16 protein-coding genes and 1 pseudogene are annotated in these 18,825 nt (G+C 52.7%); 5 read left to right on the top strand and 12 right to left on the bottom strand.

Features of this window, described 5'->3' with window-relative positions:
* The first annotated feature begins 2 nt into the window (after positions 1-2).
* Positions 3-1,367 (top strand): iron uptake transporter deferrochelatase/peroxidase subunit, encoded by a 1,365-nt coding sequence (efeB, locus tag ASL14_RS18415; RefSeq protein ID WP_134912961.1) that lies wholly within the window; start codon positions 3-5, stop codon positions 1,365-1,367.
* A 24-nt stretch (positions 1,368-1,391) separates the two neighbouring features.
* Positions 1,392-3,206, top strand: a complete 1,815-nt coding sequence (locus ASL14_RS18410) for an FTR1 family iron permease (protein WP_134912960.1) — start codon at positions 1,392-1,394, stop codon at positions 3,204-3,206.
* 128 nt (positions 3,207-3,334) lie between these two features.
* Here the strand turns inward: ASL14_RS18410 and ASL14_RS18405 are convergent, their stop codons facing one another.
* The 12 genes and pseudogenes from ASL14_RS18405 to ASL14_RS18350 all read right to left on the bottom strand — a co-directional run bounded on the left by ASL14_RS18405 (position 3,335) and on the right by ASL14_RS18350 (position 15,612).
* Positions 3,335-4,726 (bottom strand): type III PLP-dependent enzyme domain-containing protein, encoded by a 1,392-nt coding sequence (locus tag ASL14_RS18405; protein ID WP_134912959.1) that lies wholly within the window; start codon positions 4,724-4,726, stop codon positions 3,335-3,337.
* 29 nt (positions 4,727-4,755) lie between these two features.
* Positions 4,756-5,802: a Gfo/Idh/MocA family protein gene (locus ASL14_RS18400; RefSeq protein ID WP_134912958.1), complete on the bottom strand. Its 1,047-nt coding sequence runs from the start codon at positions 5,800-5,802 to the stop codon at positions 4,756-4,758.
* Positions 5,799-6,959: a UDP-glucuronosyltransferase gene (locus tag ASL14_RS18395; protein ID WP_134912957.1), complete on the bottom strand. Its 1,161-nt coding sequence runs from the start codon at positions 6,957-6,959 to the stop codon at positions 5,799-5,801. The genes ASL14_RS18400 and ASL14_RS18395 overlap by 4 nt, the downstream gene beginning before the upstream one ends.
* 16 nt (positions 6,960-6,975) lie before the next feature.
* Positions 6,976-8,516 (bottom strand): annotated as a pseudogene (locus tag ASL14_RS18390) (hypothetical protein).
* Between the two features lie 50 nt (positions 8,517-8,566).
* Positions 8,567-9,379 (bottom strand): ABC transporter permease, encoded by an 813-nt coding sequence (locus ASL14_RS18385; RefSeq protein ID WP_134912956.1) that lies wholly within the window; start codon positions 9,377-9,379, stop codon positions 8,567-8,569.
* A 1-nt stretch (position 9,380) separates the two neighbouring features.
* The gene (locus ASL14_RS18380) at positions 9,381-10,187 is read right to left on the bottom strand and encodes an ABC transporter permease (RefSeq protein WP_044645720.1); all 807 of its coding nucleotides are present in this window, start codon (positions 10,185-10,187) and stop codon (positions 9,381-9,383) included.
* Complete coding sequence (locus ASL14_RS18375; RefSeq protein ID WP_134912955.1) at positions 10,177-11,169, bottom strand: ABC transporter ATP-binding protein; 993 nt, start codon at positions 11,167-11,169, stop codon at positions 10,177-10,179. Before ASL14_RS18375 ends, ASL14_RS18380 begins: the two co-directional genes overlap by 11 nt.
* Positions 11,170-11,277: 108 nt before the next feature.
* Entirely contained in the window at positions 11,278-12,363 is a 1,086-nt protein-coding gene (locus ASL14_RS18370) for a hypothetical protein (RefSeq protein ID WP_223264028.1), read from the bottom strand.
* 37 nt (positions 12,364-12,400) lie between these two features.
* A complete protein-coding gene (locus ASL14_RS18365; protein ID WP_025682535.1) occupies positions 12,401-12,646 on the bottom strand; it encodes an acyl carrier protein in 246 nt (81 codons plus the stop codon).
* A 17-nt stretch (positions 12,647-12,663) separates the two neighbouring features.
* Entirely contained in the window at positions 12,664-14,040 is a 1,377-nt protein-coding gene (locus ASL14_RS18360) for a preATP grasp domain-containing protein (protein ID WP_134912954.1), read from the bottom strand.
* A 50-nt stretch (positions 14,041-14,090) separates the two neighbouring features.
* On the bottom strand, positions 14,091-15,284 hold the full coding sequence (locus tag ASL14_RS18355) for a radical SAM/SPASM domain-containing protein (RefSeq protein ID WP_134912953.1): 1,194 nt from the start codon (positions 15,282-15,284) through the stop codon (positions 14,091-14,093).
* Between the two features lie 49 nt (positions 15,285-15,333).
* Positions 15,334-15,612, bottom strand: coding sequence for an acyl carrier protein (locus ASL14_RS18350; protein ID WP_134912952.1), 279 nt, complete (start codon positions 15,610-15,612; stop codon positions 15,334-15,336).
* Positions 15,613-15,962: 350 nt separating this feature from the next.
* On the opposite strand from ASL14_RS18350, the gene ASL14_RS18345 reads away from it, so the two are divergent.
* Genes ASL14_RS18345 through nagA form a run of 3 tightly spaced genes read left to right on the top strand, consistent with a single transcriptional unit; the run spans position 15,963 to position 18,776 of the window.
* Positions 15,963-16,859 carry a MurR/RpiR family transcriptional regulator gene (locus tag ASL14_RS18345; RefSeq protein ID WP_134912951.1) on the top strand — a complete coding sequence of 299 codons (897 nt, stop codon included), beginning with the start codon at positions 15,963-15,965 and terminating at the stop codon, positions 16,857-16,859.
* Positions 16,831-17,559, top strand: coding sequence for a glucosamine-6-phosphate deaminase (nagB, locus tag ASL14_RS18340; protein ID WP_134912950.1), 729 nt, complete (start codon positions 16,831-16,833; stop codon positions 17,557-17,559). The genes ASL14_RS18345 and nagB overlap by 29 nt, the downstream gene beginning before the upstream one ends.
* Positions 17,556-18,776: an N-acetylglucosamine-6-phosphate deacetylase gene (gene nagA / locus ASL14_RS18335; protein ID WP_134912949.1), complete on the top strand. Its 1,221-nt coding sequence runs from the start codon at positions 17,556-17,558 to the stop codon at positions 18,774-18,776. The genes nagB and nagA overlap by 4 nt, the downstream gene beginning before the upstream one ends.
* Positions 18,777-18,825 lie beyond the last annotated feature (49 nt).

Genomic DNA, 18,825 nt, shown 5'->3' with positions numbered 1-18,825 from the left:
ATATGAAAGGCTTTAAGCGGCAAAAGGGACAACCATCGCAGCAGCATGCGGAATCCCATGAAGAACAGGCTGATCTGTTAAAAAAGGATGTTAATCCAGAGGTTAGTGAGCTTTCGGGAAAGAGTAAATCTGTATCACGCCGGGATCTATTGAAGCTGGCCGGGGTCGGGGGACTGGGTCTCCTGCTCGGCGGCGGTGGTGTGGGGGCTGTGCTGACAGCCAGCCAACGGCTTGAAAGCATGATGACGGACGCAGATACCAAGGATGTGATTCCTTTTTACGGGAAGCATCAGGCTGGTATTGTGACTCCGGCACAGGATTTCATCTGCTTCGCCGCCTTCGATCTGACGACGAGTGACAAGGAACGGGTGCGCAGCCTGTTTAAAGCCTGGACAGAAGCCACCGCTACGATGACTTCCGGCGCGCTGATCGGCAACGATAACGAAAATCTTAACCTGCCTCCGTCCGATACGGGCGAAGCGGCGGGGCTGTCGCCGTCACGGACGACGATTACCTTTGGTGTGGGTCCGTCCTTTTTTGATGGGCGCTTCGGTCTGGCAGGGCTTAAACCTGTTGGGCTCCGTGAGCTGCCCCGTTTTCAAGGGGATGCGCTGGACGACCAATGGTGTGGCGGCGATATCGGGGTACAGGTATGCGCCAATGATTTGCAGGTAGCTTTCCATGCCCTGCGTAATTTGGCGCGTATCGCCAGAGGAACAGCGGTGCTTCGCTGGACACAGGAAGGCTTCCAGCGAACAGCCCAGGCCGATCCGGCGGGAAGCACGCCACGTAACTTGCTCGGCTTCAAGGACGGTACGGGGAACCCGGATACCTCCAAGGCTGACGAGATGAACCGTCTGGTATGGACACAGGCGAGTGATGGCCCCGCGTGGATGGGCGGCGGCAGCTATATGGCTGTGCGCCGTGTACGCATGCGGGTAGAGGTATGGGATCGCTCGACACTGGGCGACCAGGAGGATACCTTTGGACGCCATCGCAGCAGCGGGGCCCCACTAGGCAAGGCCAAGGAGTTCGACAAGCTCGATCTGGCAGCCACAAGTCCGAATGGCAAGCCGGTTACGCCCCCCACCTCTCATGTGGCATTGGCTCATGGGGACGGGAGCATTAATATTTTGCGGCGGTCTTATTCTTATTCGAGCGGATTGGATAAGCAAACCGGACAGCTCGATGCCGGGTTGCTGTTCATCAGCTACCAACGTGATCTATTCAAGCAGTTCGTCCACATTCAGGAGAAGCTTGCGCGCAATGACAAGCTGAACGAATATATTGTACACAAAGGCAGTGCGGTGTTCGCCTGCTTCCCGGGTGTATCGCAAGGCGGCTACATCGGGGATACGTTATTTTAGCAGCAGGCCAGGAAGGGGATTTATATGAATCGGCGCAATAAAAGCTTGGGATGGGTGTTTCTGCTGGTGTCTCTGCTGCTGACAGCAACTCCGTTCATATCCGGCTCCGGGTCGGTCGCTTTCGCACAAACAGATACCAAAGCTGCTTCCAACGATCAGCTCATGCCTGTGGTGGGTGGTGCACTGGTGGAGGCGGGACAATCCCAATGGACGGAAGCCTCCAGGGACGTCAAAGAATTCCGTACGCTGTGGGAAGCTGCCAAAACAAACGGTGGTGATGCAGCCCATATCAGAGCGGTGGACAAGGCTCTCGCGGATGCAGAGCAGGCGCTTGCCAGCGGCGGCGGAGAACCAGCAAAAGCTGCACTGTCCGTGCTAGCTCGTTCGGTCAACGAATTTGTGACTGCTGCGGAAGGCGACAAACCCGCCCCGGCTGGAGCCAAAGCAGCGGAAAAGCTGCTCCCCATGGCGAAGGGCAGTCTGGCTGCCATGCAAAAAGGCGACTGGACTGCGGCCCGCGCTGATTACGACCGGATCGTAAAAGCATGGTATCAGGTGGAGACACCGATTCGTTCGGACAATTTTCCGGTATACAGTGCGCTGGAAACTAAAATCAGCCTAATTCGCATCTCCATGCAAGCCGAACCAATACGACAAGAGCAGGCTCTCAAGGAAATGCAGGAGCTAACGACTTTGTTGTCGGATTACAGTCAAGGCAAGTTGGTGAATACGGGTCAAGAAGCTGGAGCAAACAGCGCGGCTAATGGTTCAGTAGCTTCGCTAAGTGATGCGGTCAAGCTCCTCGAATCCGCACGGCAGGATGCGGCAGCCAATCAGCCTGAGCAAGCGGCTGACAAGGTAGGGCGGTTCATCGCCCTGTGGCCTTCGGTGGAAGGACATGTGCAAATTTCCGATCCGGCGTCCTATACCGCGATTGAAAATGAAATGACCGAGGCCTCCGGTTATCTGCTGTCTTCTCCACCGAACACAGTCAAAGCCATCCAAACCCTTGATCAGATGCTGGAAAGGCTCCGTCCGTTGACGGAAGAACGTTCCTACACCGCTTGGGATGCGGCACTGATTTTGCTGCGTGAGGGGCTGGAAGCCATTCTCGTGCTCGCGGCTCTGCTGGCGTATGCCAAAAAAAGCGGCGAAGCTGTGGCTGGTCGCTGGATATGGGCCGGTGCCGGAACAGGGCTGGTACTGAGCGGAATCCTGGCAGTGCTGTTCACCACACTGGTCGCGGCCGCCGCATCGGGAAGCATGCGTGAGCTGCTGGAGGGTGTGACTGGACTGATCGCGGTCGTGCTTATGCTGACTGTCGGTAGCTGGCTACATTCCAAATCCAATGCTGCCGCATGGAACCGCTTTGTCGAGAACAGCGTAGACAGCGCGCTGGCGCGTGGTAGCCTGTGGTCGCTGTTCGCAGTTTCTGCACTTGCGATTTTACGTGAAGGCGCCGAGACGGCTATCTTTTATATCGGTATGGCCCCTGCCATCGAAACCTCTCAATTGCTGATTGGTATTGGCTCGGCAACTGTCATACTGGTTGTGCTGGCATTTGCGATCATCAAGTTTAGTGTACGATTGCCGATTCGCGCCTTTTTCCTGACAGCCACTGTACTGATTTACTATCTCGTATTCCGGTTTCTGGGCGAAAGTATTCACTCACTTCAAGTGGCTGGCAAGCTTCCGGGGCACACGACCTCTTCGCTGCCATCCATTAGCTGGCTGGGCATGTATCCTACTTGGGAAACGTTTATCCCACAAGTCGCTGTGCTGATCTTCATGGTGTGGCAGCTTGTACGTCAGGAAATGCGCAGCTCCAAGCAACGTTAAAGTCCCAACTGCAACACATACAATGCAAAAATAACGAAAAAAAACGTCAAAACGCAGGTCCGATCTCTATCGGCTCCGACGGTTTTGGCGTTTTTTTAGTCACGAGAAGCGAGTGTTGATTTTTACGATCAGAAAATATCCTCCAGCAACGGAATCATACGCTGGTGATGCAGCAAGTCTGTACGGTCACCGTGCTCGCGAATCACGTGTACCTCACCGCGAAAATCCAGCAGCTCCGCCGGCGTAGCATGTCCCAGAAAATGCACCGGACTATAGCTTAGTCCATAAGCTCCTGCATTCGGAATGACAATATAATCACCCTCCTGAATCGGAGGAAGCTGCGCTTTTTTCACAAGACAATCCTCGGGTGTACAAAGCGGTCCGACAATGCTCACGGTTTCCAGATCCACGGTTGCTTCTTGCGGCAAAAACTCTTCTATCCGGTCTGCCGCCTCCCCTAATCTCAGCTCAGCAGTAGCCTCTTGAACAGGCATGTCCTTCCCCTGTCCCATCTGAATCGCCACTTCCTGTCCCTCCCCTTGCCCACGCATAATTCGCACCGGATAGTTGTCCCTAATCCGACGTCCTCGAAAAGCAGCCGAGGCATAATGATTCATACCGCCATCAGCCACGACGAACTTCTCGCCCTTGGATTCCTTGGTGTACAATGCCCTACAGACGTACATACCTGCCTGAGCAACCAGATATCTGCCGCTTTCAATAATCAGCGTAACACCTGGCAGACGGGATCGAGTCTGCTCTGCCATCGCGTTCAGTCCGTCGATCACGTGTCCCATATCCAAAGGCTGCTCATGAGTAAAATAAGGAACACCAAACCCGCCGCCCAAATTTACCGTATGCATCGCAACACCATACTGATCCTGTATGCGTTCTGCCAATTGAAGGGTATTCGCAAATGAAGCTATAATCTGATCCGCTTTCAGCATTTGCGTACCTGTATACACCTGAATGCCCTGGAAATATACATGTGGACAATCTTCCAGCACCGTAAAAAAGTGATCCAACTGCCCCTCGTCCACACCAAAGGGACGAGGAACGCCGCCCATTTTGATCGTCGATCCCGACAAATCGTTATCGGGATTCACACGAACCGCAGCGCGGACAAACAAGCCTGCTCGGGCAGCAATATCCTCCAGCAAGCGCAGCTCCCGCACCGACTCGACATGAATGCTGCCGATTCCACAGGCTACCGCCTCACTCAGTTCGGCTACCGTTTTTCCCGGCCCGGCGTACAACACATCTTCTGGGGCATAACCGGCCTCCATCGCGACGAACATTTCCCCGGCCGAAGCGATTTCGACGCCGCAGCCTAACGTGCGAAGCAATCCCGCCAAGGCTACGTTCCCATTGGCCTTGAGTGCGTAATGCACACGCACAGCCGGGTGCAGACGGGATAGCAGCGAGCTGACATGAGCATGCAGCGCGTCGCCATCGTAGTAGTAAAATGGCGTCGGATGTTCACCGAAGCGTTTCAGCAAGGCTTCATCCTTTTTATCCATCTGCTGAATCTCCCCCCTTCTTCTTTTTCCTATACCGCATAGATCGTCGTGCCTGAACGGGCGGCCTCATGAATAGCTGCCAGCAATCTGACGCGCTCGGCGGCCTCGTGGAACGGAATCGGCTCCGCGACTCCCCGGATGATGTTGCAGAACGCATCCAACTGATTGACGTAATAGTTCATCGGCTCGAAAACGGTTTTAATTTTGGAGTCTGCCATTGTATCCTTCGTTATTTCCGTCTTGAGCGTTATTTTATAAAAGCCCAGATTCGCCCGAAAGCAGTCCTGCAAAGTAACTACCGCCGAATCAAAGGTTAATACATGAGCGCAGCGGTATGGCCGCTCGAATGAAAAGAGGGCGGATGCCTCCAATCCCTCCAGATAACGGGCCTGTGCACGAAATGTCCAGTCACATCCGTTAGGACCATCGAAATCCGATTGACTGCGAAATTCCACCTGTTCCAGTCCAATGACTGCCTGAAGAAACTGGAGCCAATACACGCCCAAATCCCAAAAGCATCCCCCGCCCTGCTCGGGTCGGGATCTGTAATTCTCCGCATGCCCGTCCTTTGCGGGAATGCACAGGCTGGTCGCTATGGAGCGCAAACGGCCATAGCGACCGGAATCCACAATATTGCGCAGCTCGCGCTGCCAAGGATGGTGCTGCACCATGACTCCTTCCAGCAGATGAGCGCTGCTCTGACCGACTGCCGCTTCCAGGGGAGCCAGCTCCGCCGGATTCAGACATAACGGCTTCTCTACAAGCACATGCTTGTGAGCCTGTAATGCTTTACCGATCCACTCGGCGTGCAGATCATTGCTCAGCGCAATATACACGGCGTCAATCTCCGGGTCGCTCAACAGATCCTTGGCATGCCGATAAACGACACTAACGCCGAAACGGTCCGCCAGATCTCCTGCCTTGGCAACGGTCCGGTTCGCAAGCGCGGTTACACGGGCCCCGGCAACGTGCCGAATTGGCTCCAGCAGCGCGCGAGGTGCAATGGCTGAACAGCCAATGAGGCCAAAGCGGATATCCCGTACTGCAGGCTCTTGCGCCGCTGCTGCGGCGTTCATGACCCTTTCTCCAATCCCATTGAGCTTGTCCGCACCTGAGCGTTCCTCACATATGCCTCCACATAGCGTGGTGTCTGACTTCGCAACTCCACGATCCTCCGATGCATGTCCTCCAGAATCTCAGCGCTGCCGCCATAAATTTGCATCCACGTATCATACCGTATCCCCAGTCTCAGCCGTTCCCACAGATCCGCATTATGCATCTCATGTACACCGAACGGCTCCAGCATAATGAGTGGAGTGGCTGTAGCGAACGAATCTGTCAGACTGCCCCCGCCAGGCTTGCTAACAATGGCCTGGACATGACATGCCTGATCCAGCATGCCATGGTAATCCGCCCCGACCTCATACAACGTCTCCTCGCCAGCCTTCACCTCACCGAAAGGCGGAAATGTATGCTCACCGGCTTCATTCCGTTGCCATGTTCTCCACTGCGGGTCCATTCGGAAATAACGCATACCGTCCCGCTGTTCATCCGGCTGATCCTGATCATACAGCAGCAAATCCAGCTCCCAGCCCGTCTCTTCCAGCCGTCCGACCTTTTCACGGTACGTGCCCATGCCCCAACCGCCGCCATGCACAAATAAGCGGGATTGCCGTGCTTCAAATGGAACATGCTCCACAGCCGGGACATCAATATAGTGGCTGATTCTATTTTGGTCATTTTCAAAAAATGTCGTTTCTCCACACCCATCGGCAAAGTGCGGGTTATGCTTGGCAAGATTTTTCCACGAAGGAGAAGGCGTGGAATCCATATACACAATGTCCACATGCACCGATCCCGGTTCTCTGCGCTTGCGATACTCCTCCAGTACATACATCCAATGGCCGGACAAGCATATAAAATGCTGCCGATCCTCCTCCATCCATCGGGTCAGCAATACTTCCATGGCAGCGAGATCAAGCGAATTGCGCATATCCTGCGGAACCTTCTGTGACATTAAGGCTACAGCGAAATTGTCATGGTACGCTTTGCGGCTTTTGTCCACCTTGAGACGGGCCGACTCGGGGAGCACATTTTCAAATACATGAATCGCCGTCTCCACGCCCAGCCTGCGAAGACCCGCTTGCATCAGCAAGCCGGGGGTATAAAAGCCCAATCCGAAACCAGAACACAAAATCGTTACCTTCATACTCTGATGCATACTCTCGCTCATGCTCATACGCCTCCCGTTAATTCAGCACTGTAAAATGATGCTCCGCCAAAAATGCTCCAGTTTCGAAGTCAGACGCATTTTTTCCTCTTCACCCGCGGCAACTAGTTCCAAGTAAAGACGACCTTTCCCTCGCGTCCGCTCACTTCCAGTCGCCTCTTCTTTACCTTGAAAATCAGCTAGGCCCTCCGACCCGCCAGACACAGTTAGGCTGTCACCACTGCCACTGCCAATGCCGCTAACGCGAACCTGCTTGGCAGACGATCTGCCCCCGCGCTCCGTTGTTTTTCTGCTTGGGGTGCTTTTATGACCTGCATTCCTGTTTTCGCCATCTCGTCCACCCGTGTTCACATACAGCGTATTGGCGCCCAGCGGCATCACGCCTTCTTCACTTTCACCTGTGAACAGCAGTCCTTCACATTCCAGCCCTTCCAGCAATTCTTCATAGGACAGACTGCCATCATGGGACAATGAATAATTCGTCAGCGTGCCGCGCATATTTTTTCCAGCCAAAAAGGTGTCCAATTGGTGCTTGATCAGACTCATGGATTTACGGGCGTTAATTTCGATAATAGGCTCCAGCTTCCCGCCACGGAGTGTCATCGAGTCAATGCAGACGTCGCCGTAATAACCGTCCTGATACAGCTGTTTCCCTACATCCTGCATTAAGCGAAAATAGCCCTCGCGCTCCAGCCGCTCCATAAAAGCCTTATCCGGCGACAACGATTCCCGATAGGCAAATTGGGTGTTAGCCAGCCATTGCACAGACAGAATATCGACACTTCCGTTATCACCAATCATAAATTGGCATGAAAAATCCTGCTCCTTCTCCAAGAAAGGCTCCAGGAGGAACAGTACCCGTTTGCCTTTTCGTTCCTGCCCACGTAAATACGATACAATCCGGTCCAGCATCTGCGTTGAGGTAATGTGCAGGTTTCCTTTGCCCGATACGCCAAAATCATCCTTGATTAAAAAGCTTCCATCCCGCAGCAGCTTGCGTCCCACCTCAGCTACATCCGCAAACGAAGTCACAATATAGCCGGGATGGCGCAGTCCGAGACTGCGTTTTAAATCGGAAGAATAGGTTTTGGCATTCACCTTGCGGATCGTTTCCAGCGGCGGCTGATGCAGCGTAATTCCCCAGGCGCGTGCGGCCTCCTCGACATGCGGCAAACCCGCAAACGGGCTAAGCACACATCCCTCCAGTTGCGGTAACCCCGTACTGGTATCGGCCTTGCGACTGCCCAGCAATTCAAAAACAGAAGCCGCCGACACATTCCCCGCCTGCTCCGTTCCGTCAGTCAAATCCCGTTCATTCACAGCCGGGCGAAAACCCAACTGCGCAATATACTGACGATGCACAGGCGAAATCGCATAGCGGGTCAACAACGCGTCTCCCGGCTGACAAAAGCTGAACAGAAGCTCATCCATAGCTGCTACAATCGCAGAAGAAGCCCGGTCAGGAATGGCGGGCAGGGAAGCTAACTGGGCATCCCGCCAGTACACCTCCGCTTCGAACGTTCCCATATACAAATGACGCTGGTTCGGTATCGCATTCATATGATTCGCTTCCTTTCCTGCTTCGTTATTAGCCTGCTATTACGGTAGCGCTACTGGCTTGCACTCGTATAATCACGCAAGGCAAACTGCCATATAAAGCGGATCACCGCCAGTAGCCAGATCGGGGCGAGGAATGCCCATATGATCAAGCCGGGTTCCATTTTGCCCAGAATAAACATCGGTGGAAAATTACAAATCACAAACACCGGAAGCACGAACAGGCCGATACGCTGGATCAGGTTGCTATACACCGCCATCGGCACATAGTTTGTCTCGAAAATGCTGTTGGACAGCTCCGTCACCCCGTTCGTGCGGATGATCCAGAAAGCCAGCAGTTGGGGCAGCAAAAACACGGAATAGGCCGTCAACACTCCGCAACCGAGCAGCACAGAAAAACCCCCGACCGTCTCAATGTTGAACGGCAGACCGAGCCGAACCCAGCCAATGCCCGTCATGATTCCGCCGCCGACTACGTTCGGAACGGTGTAGCCCAGCTCAAATTGCCGCAGCGTCACCATAAATTGCAGGGATACCGGCTTGGTCATAAGCACGTCCAGTGAACCGGTACGGATTTTGTCAGGCAGACTTGTAAAATTGCTGTAAAACAAGCCGCTGTAAAAGCCGCTCATCATCGTAAATACGCCGATATATAGCAGCACCGCGTCAGGAGACCAGCCGTTAATATCCGTCCCGGCCCGGTATGGAACCGAGGCGTACAGCAGCTTGATGAGCAAATAAGCGGTTTCGACCAGAAAAGCAGTAATGAAATTAATGCGGTATTCCATCTGAGACATGACGGAAAACTGGATGAACTTCCAGTACAGCCGAATGTAACGTCCAACGTTTCGGTAAACATTTTTCATGTTAACCTCCTACCGAGACAAAGCGTTTGACCCCGGCTTGCCACACCCGGCGCGATACGGCCGCCAGCACTACAATCCAGAGCCATTGCACGCCAATGCCTTCAGCGGCTTCCAGCATGGTCAGCTTGCCCGTTAATGCATTCACCGGAAAAAATACGGTGTAGCTGAACGGTAGCAAACTGAACATGCGGGCCAAAACGTCTCCAAAAATCGTCAACGGAAACACCGTGCCACTAGCTACATAAATGACGAGCGACAGCGTGTAAAACAGTCCCGCCGATTCCGTCACCCAAAAGGCTATGCCGCTCAGCGCGTAATAGACCACAAAATTGAGCACCAGCGCCCCCGGCAACGCCAATATGTAAAGCAGGATATACGACAGCCCGAAGCTGATTTGTCCTTCCAGGCTAAGGCACAGCAGTAGAATCGCAGCCGCCAGCAGCACCACTGCGGACTGTACCGCCTTGCCTCCAATAAACCGACAAAAACGGTAAGCAAAATAATGTACAGGCTGCACCATGAATTTGGCCAGTCCGCCTTCCTTGATGTCTGTAGCAATTTCGTATTCAAACCCCGTGGCGATCAGCTTCCCGGTTACCCCTGCCATGACTACATACACCAGCATTTCCGACAAAGAGTAGCCCAGCACCCTTGCTTGTCCCGAAGAGCCGAATACCGCGAGCCAGAGAAAAATTTGTGTCATGATCGGCAACATAAATCCCGCCATCTGGAGCCAGTAATTGGCCCGGTATTCCATTTCGTTTTGCATGCCAAGCTGGAGCACCTTCATGTATTTATTATTTCGCATCGGCCAGCCTGCCTCCATCGTACAAATTGGCTATCCCCTCTTCCAACGGGACGTCCTCAATCGTAAAATCAACGACAGGCAACGCATCCAAAATCTTTTTGGACCAGGTTAGAGTATCTTCTGCATCCAGCTCAAATACCGCCTCCAGCTCCGAGTTGGAGCGCAGCTTGCCAAGTCCCGCCAACGTCAGGTTAGGCACAGGGGTCTCCAGTCGAACCTTGAGCAATTTACGAGCACCGATGACCTCATTCACCTTGTGCAAGTCTCCGTCATACACCAGTCTGCCCCCGCTGATAATGATGGATCTGCTGCATAAATCCTCAATGTCCTTCATGTAGTGGCTTGTCAGCAGGATGGTCGTCCGATGCGTACGGTTATAGGCTTTGAAAAACTCACGAATCCGCCGCTGAGAAACAAGGTCCAGTCCGATGGTCGGCTCATCCAGCAAAATGACCCGTGGACGATGCAGCAGCGCAGCAATCAGCTCCATTTTCATACGCTCGCCGAGAGATAAGCGCCGAACCTGAACATGAAGCTGCTCCTCCACCCCAAGCAGGGTAACCAGCTCGTCTAGCGCCTCCTTGTAACGACTTTCATCTATTTCGTAAATAAGCTTGTTCAGCTCGAACGACTCGCTTGCAGGTAAATCCCACCAGAGCTGGTTTTTCTGTCCCATCACGATGGAAAACTGACGTTTAAACTCTTTTTGTCGCTTCCACGGGGTAAAGCCGAGTACCGATGCCTCCCCGTCAGTGGGATGGAGAATGCCGGACAGCATTTTGAGCGTCGTTGTTTTGCCCGCCCCGTTCGGGCCAAGAAATCCGACAATTTCTCCTTCCTCAATGGTGAAGCTGATATCCCGTACGGCCTCCTTGGTCAGTTTTTCCCGCCTGAACAGGTTTTGTAATGACTTGCGCACGCCCGGCTCCTTTTTATAGTACGTAAACGTTTTCGACAATTGATTCAATGTAATGGACGGCATTCAATTCTCCCTCCTCTTTCATCTGTCCGTGACACCTTGTTGAGTATTCGTGATACAACTGGCCTGAGCGGTTTACCTGATACGATTTACATATCTGGCTTGCCTGAACTACTCGGCTGCCTGCTCGGCTAAAAACATCAATTCCTCCAGCATATGCCGCTGTTTGTCAATCAAGCTGAGGGCGCGTTCGGTAATGTCAGGCATCCGATGCTTGCGCAGTTGAAGACCTGTTTTGTAGATATGCAGGTTGAGCTTATGCCACTCCGCATGCAATGACTGCGCCAATTTCATCACATGCTGCGCCCGCGGTCCCAATGTGGCTTCATGCAGCATGCAATAATCCGCCGTATAATCGGTCAGATGAAGTGCGCTGCCCAAACGCAGATTGTAATAGATTTCATGGCAGTACGTACGGAAGTCCGCATCCTCCATGTCTGTCAGCAGGCGGAAATCCTCGACAAAGGCCCGGTAGCCCTCATCTCCGCGCTTTACCTGTTTGCCAACTGCGACATTTCCGGGGTTATTTCCCGGGTCATAGGACGAAGGTACACCTCTCCAGACCGCTTCATGTCCAGTCACATATTGACGAATATGGTATGCACACGCCGCATGCAGTTCGCCTGGCGAAAGCGGCGCGGGCTGTTCCACCACCCAGGCATATTCAATAATGCCCTGCATCAGATCGTCGAGCCGGGCCGAACCGACATAAGTCATGGCATGGCCCGAAGAATCCAGCAGGAAGCTGTCATTTACCTGTGCTGTTCGCTCCTGCAAGTCCAGTCCAGACAGCTCAATGACATGGCCCCTTGGGTAATTTTTCACATACACATCGTGGTAGGTTAAAGCGGTACTCGATGTGTGCAGCATCGTACCGTAGCCTGATGTCAGCGCCCGCAGCAGGTCGGTTTCATCGCTTACACCAACAATCCACGGCTCCACCCGAATCACCGGACCGCCACTGGCTGCCATTTCCTGAAGCTGCTCCGGATATTTCTCGGGACCGAAGCGCTTCAAATCTCCGCTATATTCCGCGCACATACTGCCGCACAGCATGAACAGCTCGGATTCCGCCATGTTCACGCCATACCGCCGCAGCGAGGTGCGCAGGGATGAATATACACAGTGCTTGCCTGGAGGAGCATCTATAATTTCTTCAGCAGCGTAATCGTCAACGGAGTCATGAACGTTCTTCATGCCCGATGCCTGCACAGGTCTGATCTCTGCCGCCCCCTTATGCATATTTGCCCAGCAGACGTTCAATGCCTTGAAGTGTAGAAAGATGCTCCAGCACCAGATCGTCGTCCTCCATCGTAATATCCAGCTCATTTTCCAGCTCTACAATCAATTCAACAGCGGATAGGGAATTCAACCCCAAGGTTCGCAAATCCTGCTCCGGAGTCAACTGTTCCAGCTCTCCCGGAGCCAGCTTCAATACCTTTTCCAGCAAGGGTACTACATGGTACACATCTGTTTTCATCCTAAATTCCTCCCGATTTATGAGCTTGCCAATCCCGCAATGACACCTTCCAGCCTGTGCGCATAGGCTTCGGCTTCCTGCCAACTATCTGCCATAATAAGCGTGAAAATCCGATTCACATAGCCCCGCTTCACCGGAGTACCGGACAACGTACCTGCCGTATAAACAAACACCCCTTCGGGGCGTTCGGGCGTGTAGAGCAAGCCTTCCTCTGCCAGCAAGCCACACAAGCGGCTGTAGGTCAGCGGTGTGGTGGTAATGTTGCGGTAGTAGCGGGACAGCGTTTTATGCTGCTCTCCCAATACCGAAGACAGGAACGAAATATAGGTAGACAGGGTAAACCTGCCGTTAATCTCGATCACCGGAACCAGCAATCCTCCTTCATCAACAAAACCGTCAATGGAAGCCATGCCTGTATAACCGATGGAATACAGATACGTTCCCAACTGGTAAGCGCAGCGTCTCACTTCTTCTTCCAGCGCATCGCCAAGTTCAGCCGGAACACGGGACCCGGTGTACACCGTGCCGTCCACGTTTTGCCTTTTCAGCGAAAACATCGTCACCCCGCCGCCCTCGTCAATACAGAGCTGGTAGTTCAGATCCATCTGCTTGTTATGCCAGCGCTCCACCAGCCAGCCTCCAGAAGAAGGCGATGAGCCGCCAAAGCGTTTCATCACACTCAACAGCGTATCCAGTTTGGACAGCTCGTCCAGCATATACATGCCTTGTCCCGATGCGCCATGCGGCTGCTTAATGATCAGCTTCACAGGCCCGTCCGACAAGTCGGCCAGTCTGCCACACTCCCTGCGGATCGCCGCTTCATCTGCACATACAGCCCCCTCGCTGACGGCAAAACCAAGCTTTTGCGCAGTCAGGCGGCTGAATATTTTATCATTCACCCGGGCGCTGACTGAGGACGGAGCCCCGATCAGCTCCAGTCCACAGTGCTCCGCAATCGCTTCCTCCTGCGGGGTAACCGCATATGGAACAAGCCACGCTTTGGCTCCGTTACTACCGTGGCCTGCTTCCCCAACCACACGCAGCCGTGCCAAAAGTGCCTCGTCCGCCAGCACCAGCTCCGAAATCGGCGTTAATGGATCAGAAGGCTCCGGCACCTCAATACGCGGCAGGCTAAAGCCCAATCGCTGAAGCATGTCCAGAAAAGCCTGATCCGGCTGTTCTCGCAGCACGATCACATCCTGACTTCGGCACAACAGAAGATTCATTTCCTCCATCCGATTTACCACCTGCTGTTCATCACGATCTACCATCCCCCCCTTACGGGGGGACGGATGCCATACCTGCTCTGCGCCAATATTAAACAGCCAAATCAGGACTCCATGATCGCGTTCATGGGCAAGCGCTTCCACAAGGTTAATGGTTTTAGTCGTCACGTCCTGTCATCCCTCTCTTCCATCCAGTAAGAAACAACTGCGATCGAAAACTAAATATATTTCAGGGAGCCAGCTCCGTGCAGATACAATACGCTGCATTTGGAGCACACCGGCGTTAATCCTTCGTGATTAATCGTTTGGCGTGTTTTCTCATACGCATCCGAATTCCAGATTTCCTTCAGGCTGTGGTCACGCAAGCTTCCAATCGTAAATTCACTAAAAAATTTGCAAGGCATGACCTTTCCATCCGGCAAAATATCCGTTCTGGAAGTGAGTGCCAAGCAATGATTGGAGCAACGGCTGACCATTTCCTCACCATGTATAAATTTGTCGATCTCCTCATAGTCCAGACCAGGCTGATAGCGCACGCGAATGTTCCACACCCGCTCATTAATCCGCTGTAGCTCCTGCATCAAAGGATCGATGTTATCCGGGTTGATTTTATATTTGAAAGCATGCCAGCTACTAATATTTTTTTCCTCCAATTGTCGGAGCCAAGAGAAGTTACGTGTAAAATATTCATCCATTTTGAGGGAGGTTTCTTTGGAAATGTACCAGGGGAACGTCAACAGCACCAGATCCAGCCTCTTGTCCTCCAGCATTTGCAGAAACTCGTACATCCGTCCGATCATGTTATCGTTAATGACGGCATGGACGGTCACCCGTCCCTTGTACAATCCCTGGTCACGCAGTTCAATCAGCTTATCCATCTGCCGCATCGTTTTTTGAAAGGTGCCTTTACCGCGAATCAGATCATGTTCTCTTTCAAAGCCTTCAATCGCTATTAACAGCTCCAGATTTTCAGATAAATCCAAAATCCGGTCCAAATATTTATCAATGAGTAGTCCATTGGTACAAAAGGTCATTTCGCGCCGATCTTCCGCCAGCACGTCCAAAATTTCGTCAAAACGCCGATGAAACATCGGTTCTCCGCCCCACATATACAGCCGGGACTTGGCCTCCTTGGTCTCGCTCAAAATTTGCCGAAGCATATCCGGGGCAAGATCCATGTTTTGCTCCTCTTTATCCATTTGATGATGATAGCCTTCCTCGTTCCATTCAAAGCAGTGCGTACATCTCAGGTTGCAGCGGTTGGTCAGCTTAATGCCGATCGTCTGGGGCATGTCCGTTTTGAAAGCAGGGTCCTGTGTTGCGTTACGGTAAGATACAGAAGCGTTTTTCAGGTTGCGCTTGATGAGCTTGAACGCCTTCTCATCAATCAGCACATTGCTTTTGGGCTGCATGCTAACACCTCGTTTAATGGATTTTCAGGCACATGTACCAAGCTGTACGTCAGACCGTCTCCATTCCCTCCGGGTGCGGCGCTTTTTCCGCATCGCTAATCCCCTGAATGTAGCTGCAAAACGCATCTACCGAACCCAAATGCTCCAGCTCAAAGGAATCAAAATCAATTTCCACGTCAAACGCATCCTCCACTTGCAGCATGAAATGAACCAACTGCAACGAATCCAGTCCTGCATCATGAATAATGTCCGAATGTCCATCCAGCTTACTGACCAGCTCAGGATCTTCCTTGACCGCGCTGATCATTTCAATCACTTGGCTTTGCATAGCAAACTCCTCCTTGTGAATGATCCTATTCGTTCCGCCCGACCATGCCATCTGCAAAGCTCCTCGAAAAATTCCTACACTGGAACTTTATTCAATTATACTCCTCCATTTAAGAGACAAGTCAATAGGTTGTTTTGTAAATATATCTCGCAATATGTAAATTAATGTATGATGATTTCGACAATTTTCGCTATCTTTTTTCGTAAAACTTGCTCACATCTTGCCTCCAACTGCTTGCAAGTGCGACAGGATTATTTTACAATAGATATGAAAATAGTTTTCTTTTTAATGTTAATTTTTACGATATTTATTTTCATGTGAAATACTCTACAGCCAAAGGAGCGCAGCTCATGTCCCCCATTCTTCATACCTTAACCCACAGACTGGAGCAGCTTCCCGTGCAAGAGCGCAAGCTGGCGGAATCCATTCTGCAAGCTCCGGGAGAGGTGTTGCATCTGGGCATTCGGGAGCTGTCGGAGCGTTGTGGCGTGAGTCCAGCGACCGTTACACGGTTTTGCAAATCACTGCATTTTAAAGGCTATCCGGATTTCAAAATGAAGCTGGCCGCCGAGCTGCCCCGTTCGAACAGTGACGGTGAAACCTCCTATCAGGACATCGTCGCCGGAAATTCGCTCTCTCGTATCGTGGAAGCTATAGAGGCGAATCATACCGCATCCATTGCGGATACGACCCGACTGCTGGATTTTGGCAAACTGGAGCAGGCGATTGCATGGCTGTCCGCCACAAGTCGCATTGATCTGTACGGTATGGCAACCTCCTCGATTGTGGCGCAGGATTTTTATCAGAAGCTCATTCGTATTGGGAAAAATAGTACCGCCTTCGCGGATTCGCACATGCAGATTACCTCTGCCTCCTCGCTCGGGCCGGGAGATGTCGCCTTTGCCGTCTCCTATTCGGGGGAAACCCAGGAAACCATCGCGGCTCTGCGCTGCGCACAGGAACAGGGGGCCAAAACATTGTCCCTGACCTCCTTCGGAAATAACACGCTGGCGGGTATTGCGGATATTGCGCTGTTTTCCTCCTCGCTGGAAGAAGGGATGCGGCGTGGAGATATGGCGTCCCGCATTGCCCAGCTTCATATCATAGATATCCTGTTTACAGGTATGGTCAGCGCGGATTTTGACAAATATATTCCGAGACTGGAAGGTTCGTATCAACAAGTAAGCAAGCTCAAAAAACAACCAGGGGCCACTGAAGATGAACATACGTATTTTGAACAGCCGTGAAGACCTGAATGCTACCGCTGCCGCTGTGATCGCCAGCTTACTGCTGAACAAGCCACAGGCCATGCTGGGCCTCGCTACCGGAAGTACACCCATAGGTATTTACCGTCACCTTGCAGAAATGTACCGTAAGGGCCAGGTGAGCTTTGCACGAGCCTACTCCGTGAATCTCGATGAATACGTTGGTCTTCCCCCGGAACATCCGCAGAGCTACCGCAGCTTTATGAATGAGCACTTGTTTCAGCACATCGACATTCCTCTTGCCCATACGCGCGTACCTGACGGTAATGCGTCCGATCTGGCAGCAGAATGTGCGGCCCACGAGCAGGCAATTCTGGATCATGGACCCGTCGATCTCCAATTGCTCGGCATTGGTCACAACGGTCATATCGGCTTTAATGAACCTGGGCACAACCTGACGGGAATCACACATGTGGTGGATTTGGAAGAGGGAACGCGCGCAGCGAATGCCCGATTTTTTGGTAGTATAGATGCTGTACCCAAGCAAGCAGTCACGATGGGGGTTGGCACAATTTTAAAGGCGAAACAAATTGTACTGGTCGCTTTTGGCGCGGATAAGGCAGACATTGTAAAGCAAGCTTTCACCGGACCTGTAACCACAGAATGCCCGGCTTCCCTGCTGCAATGTCATCCCAACGTGCTGATTTTACTGGATCAGGAAGCGGGAGGCTGGTTGAATTGAACTCGGATGAAACGAATGGTGATTTAACCCAACTGTTGTATGGACAAGTCGTTATAGGGAATCACATGATTGAAAAAGGGGTTGTCGCCATAGAGGGGCAATCCATCGTATATGCTGGTGCAGAGGATGATTTGCCTGCTGATCTAGTTGCAGCAGCAGTGCAAAATAAGAGTGATGGTGCAGCGGTGGGGGCAAACATTGTGCGATTGGAAGGTGGCTATCTGCTGCCGGGCTTCATAGATATTCATGTTCACGGGGGTAACGGCGAGGACTTTATGGACGCCAATCCGCAGGTGCTGGATACGATTACCTCTTTTCACGGCTCCCAAGGAACGACCGCAATGCTGGCTACTACGATGACCGCACCCAAGGATCGAATCGACCGGGTGCTAAGTGAGGTTCACGCCTACATGACGCAGCCTATGCCCTATGCACAACTGGAGGGCGTACATTTGGAAGGGCCGTTCATTAGCCCAAACTGGCCGGGAGCGCAAAACCCGGAGCACATTCAACCACCTAATCTGGCCTGGGCGAAGGAATGGGAGCAGCGCTATCCGGGCCTTGTCCGCCAGTTGACGCTTGCGCCCGAACGGGAAGGCGCACTGGAGCTGATTGCATGGCTGCACAGCCATAACATTACTGCGGCTCTCGGTCATACGGATGCCACGTATGAAGAAGTGGAACGCGCAACGGCGGCGGGCCTGAACCATGCGGTGCATGCGTTCAATGCCATGACTCCGCTGCATCACCGCAAGCCGGGAGCCGTCGGAGCCGTGCTTGCTGATTCGCGCATTGAAGCGGAGGTGATCGCGGACGGTATCCACGTGCATCCCGCTGCTGTCTCCCTGCTCGCCAAGCTGAAACAGGAGCACAATCTCATTCTGATTACCGATGCGATGTCTGCCACCGGGCTGGAGGACGGACATTACACACTCGGCGATTTACCAGTAATCGTGCAGGGCGGTGTGGCACGGCTGGAGGATGGCGTGACTCTGGCAGGAAGCACGCTGACGATGATTGAAGGCTTCCGATATCTGGTTCGTCATGTGGGTCTGACTATTCCCGAGGCATCACAAGCAGCCAGCCTGAATCCGGCTAAGTCCCTGAACATTGCGCATCGGACAGGTTTGCTTGCAGCAGGTAAACAAGCAGACGTTCTGTTACTGGATGCAGACTTGAAGCTGCAAGGCGTATGGATCAAAGGAGTGCGAAGATAATTCAGTATTATGATTACCCCTAAACCAAAAAGCTATCCCCCGGCGGTCA

The organism is Paenibacillus sp. IHB B 3084 (genome assembly GCF_001447315.1).
Classification (GTDB): Bacteria; Bacillota; Bacilli; order Paenibacillales; family Paenibacillaceae; genus Paenibacillus.
This window is presented reverse-complemented; position numbering and strand designations above follow the sequence as displayed.